This window comes from Streptomyces sp. NPDC001027 (assembly GCF_040299045.1).
GTDB lineage: Bacteria > Actinomycetota > Actinomycetes > Streptomycetales > Streptomycetaceae > Streptomyces.
The window spans coordinates 1-4,038 of record NZ_JBEPBI010000426.1; the positions used below are offsets into that span (position 1 = coordinate 1).

Consider the following 4,038-nt stretch of genomic DNA (forward strand, 5'->3'; position numbering starts at 1 on the left):
CCCTGTTCGAGGCCCCGACCGTCGCGGCCCTCGCCGCCCGCCTCACGGGCGCCGAAACCGCCCGCGCCCCCCTCACACCGATGCCGCGACCGGAGCACCTCCCGCTCTCCTACGGACAACGCCGGCTGTGGATCATCAACCAGATGGACGGCCCCAGCAGCACCTACAACATCCCGGTCAGCTCGCAGCTCCCGGGCGATGTGGACGCCCCTCAGCTGAACGCCGCGTTCCTCGACCTGATCGAGCGGCACGAGGTGCTGCGCACGGTGTTCCCGGCGGTCGACGGCGAGCCGCACCAGCGGATCCTGGCGCCCGCCGCACTGGAGTGGGCGCTGCAGGTGATCGACGTGGAGCGGGATGCGCTGGGCGCGGCGGTCGACGAGGCCGAGCAATACGAGTTCGACCTGTCCTGCGAGATCCCGATCCGGGCGACGTTGTTCCGGGTTGGCCCCGAGGAGTGCGTGCTGGTGATCGTGGTGCACCACATCGCCTCCGACGGCTGGTCGTGGGGTCCGACCATGGCCGACCTGAGGACGGCCTACGCGGCGCGCAGCGCCGGCCGGGCACCGGCGTGGGAGCCGCTGCCGGTCCAGTACGCGGACTACACGCTCTGGCAGCGCGAGGTGCTCGGCGACTCCGTCGACCCGGAGAGCCTGAGTGCGCGTCAGATCGCTTACTGGCGCGAGGCGCTGGCCGGGGTCCCGGAGGAGCTGGAGCTGCCGGCCGACCGGCCGCGACCGGCGACGGCGAGCCATCGGGGCCACCGGACGGCGCTGGAGGTTTCGCCGGAGGTGCACGCGCGACTGTCGGAGATGGCGCGGTCCGAGGGCGTGACCATGTTCATGGTCATGCACGGTGCGCTGTCCATCCTGCTCAACCGGCTCGGTGCGGGCACCGACTTCCCGATCGGGTCGGCTGCGGCAGGCCGTACGGACGAGGCGCTGAGCCCGTTGATCGGGTATTTCGTCAACACCTTCGTGGTACGGACCGACGTGTCGGGCGATCCGACCTTCCGCGAGGTGCTCGCGCGGGTGCGGGAGGCCGCGCTGGGGTCGCTCTCCCATACGGACGTGCCGTTCGAGAAGCTGGTGGAGGAGCTGTCGCCGGCCCGTTCGATGGCCCGCCACCCGCTCTTCCAGGTGATGTTCCTGCTGGAGAACGCCGTCCGTGCGAAGAGTGACACGAGGACCGAAGAGCCCGGTCACTGGACCAACGGTGACTCCTACGAGAACGCCGACGGCGGCGTCCTGGCCACCCGCTCCGCCACGGTCAAGTTCGACCTGGACTTCGACATGGTCGAGGTGCACGACGTGGAGGGCGCGCCGACCGGGATGCACGGCGGGCTGACCGCCTCGGCGGACCTCTTCGACGCCGAGTCGAGCGTGCGCATCGCGCAGCGGTGGGTCCGGCTCCTGGCGACCCTTGCTGCCGACCCGGACCTGCGGGTCAGTGAGGTCGACCTGCTCGGCCCGGAGGAGCGGCACCGGGTGCTCACCGAGTGGAACGCCACCGAGGCGCCCGTGCCGGACGGGACGGTCGTGGAACTCTTCGAGGCGCAGGCCGCCCGGACGCCCGACGCGGTCGCTCTGGTGCAGGGCGAGGTCGAGCTCAGCTACGCCGAGCTGGACGCCCGGGCGAACCGGGTGGCGCGGCTGCTCGCGGGCCGGGGCATCGGCCCGGAGAACGTGGTCGCGGCGGTCTTCGAGCGCACCGTCGACCTGGTGGTGGCACTTCTCGGGGTGATCAAGGCGGGTGCCACCTACCTGCCGATCGACCCGGCGTACCCGGCGGACCGGATCGCATATGTGATCGCCGACTCGGGTGCCGTCTGCCGTCTCACCAGCGAGAGCCTGGGCGAGCGGCCGGCCGAGCCCGAGGGACGGCTGGCCGAGGACACCGAGGCGCAGCGGGTCCCGGTGGTGCTGCTCGACTCCGCCGAGGTGCGGGCCGAGCTGGCGGCCCTGGCGGACGGCCCGCTGACGGACAGCGAGCGCACGGCGGCCCTGCTGCCGGAGCACCCGATGTGGGTGATCTACACCTCCGGCTCCACCGGGCGCCCCAAGGGCGTGCTGGTGGAACACCGGGCGATCGTCAACTTCCTGTCGGCGATGCAGGACCGGTTCGCGCTGGACGCCGACGAGCGGCTGCTGGCGGTGAGCACGCACGGCTGCGACATGGCCGGGTTCGAGTTCTACCTGCCGCTGTTGAACGGCGCCCGGATCGTACTGGCCGCCCAGGAGCAGGTACTCGACCCGTGGGCGCTGCGCGCTCTGATCCGGGACACCGGTGCGACGATCGTGCACGCCACGCCGAGCCTGTGGCGCGGCCTGGTGGCCGACGCCGAGGACCCGGTGGACTGGTCCCGGGTCCGCGCGATGATCGGCGCCGAGGCGCTGCCGGCCGACCTGGCGCGGACCCTGCTGAGCCGCACGCCCACCCTGACCAACCTGTACGGTCCGACCGAGACCACGGTCTGGTCGACCGGCAAGGAGCTGGCGGGCGAGGACGCGGACGCGTCGTCGATCGGCTCCCCGATCGGCAACACCCGGGTCTACGTGCTGGACGAGCGCCTGTCGCCGGTGCCGGTCGGTGTGGCCGGCGAGCTGTACATCGCGGGGCGCAGCGTGGCGCGCGGCTATCTGGGCCGGCCGGGTCTGACGGCGGGCCGGTTCGTCGCCGACCCGTTCGCGGGCCCCGGCGAAAGGATGTACCGGACGGGCGACGTGGTGCGGTGGACCGCGCACGGCGACCTGCAGTACGTCGGGCGCTCGGACGACCAGGTGAAGGTGCGCGGCTTCCGCGTGGAGCTGGGCGAGATCGAGTCGGTGCTCGCCGGGCACCGGTCGGTGGGCCAGGCCGTGGCGCTGGTGCGCGAGGACGCCCCCGGCGACCAGCGGCTGGTGGCCTATGTGGTGCCGAAGCGGGGCGTCGCACAGGAGGAGCTGGAGCAGCTCGGGCAGGCGGTGCGCGGGGTGGCGCAGGACCGGCTGCCGGGGTACATGGTCCCGTCCGCGGTGGTGGTGATCGACAAGCTGCCGCTGATGCCGAACGGCAAGCTGGACCGCAAGGCCCTCCCGGTGCCGGAGACCGAGGTGCGCGAGGACGCCCACCACTCGGTCACCTCCTTCGAGGCGAACATCGGCGCCGCGTTCGCCGAGGTCCTCGGCCTGGACGGCGTCGGCGTGGACGACGACTTCTTCGCCCTCGGCGGCCACTCGCTGCTCGCCGTCCGGCTGGTGGAGAAACTGCGGGAGAGCGGGGTGACGATCGCGGTGCGGGACCTGTTCGCGGCGCCCACCGTGGCCGAGCTGATGAAGCGGATGAGCCTGTCCTCGGTGCGAGACGCGCTGGACGTGCTGCTGCCGATCCGGGAGCAGGGCGAGCGTCCGCCGTTCTTCTTCCTCCACCCGGCGGTCGGCGTCAGCTGGTGCTACATGTCGCTGGTGCGGTACGTGCCGGCCGACGTTCCGCTGTACGCCCTGCAGGCCCGCGGCCTCGACGGCAGCGGAGAACTCGCCGGATCCATCGCGGAGATGGCCGCGGACTACATCGAGCAGATGCGGTCGGTGCAGCCGAGCGGCCCGTACCACCTGCTGGGCTGGTCGTACGGCGGGGCCCTCGCCCACGAGATCGCCGTCCAGCTGCAGGCGGCCGGCGAGGAGGTCGGGGCGCTCGTGCTGCTCGACCAGTACCCGTGGGATCCCGAGGAGGAGAAGCACCTGGCGGCGCGCGAGGCCGAGTTCGACCAGGAGGAGTTGCTCGACCGACTGGTCGACGTGGTGCGGCTGGAAGCGGGTGGAGCGCTCGGCGCGATCACCGACGAGGAGTACCGGGTCTTCGCGAAGGTGCTCTACAACGGCCGTCGGATCCGGCACGACCACGTGCACGGACGGTTCGACGGTGACGCCCTGCTGATCGTCGCCGAGGAGGGGCGCGAGGAGGACGGGCCGACCTCCGAGGACTGGGCGGAGTTCGTGACCGGCACGGTCGCGCAGGCCGGGGTGCCGTGCACCCACTACGACCTCGCGAAGCCGGAGA

Annotated in this window: 1 protein-coding gene; it reads left to right on the forward strand. The window is 72.1% G+C overall.

The annotated features are described in order from the left end of the window. A partial coding sequence (locus ABT300_RS42055) for a non-ribosomal peptide synthetase (RefSeq protein ID WP_351687875.1) occupies positions 1–4,038 on the forward strand: 4,038 nt, incomplete at both ends.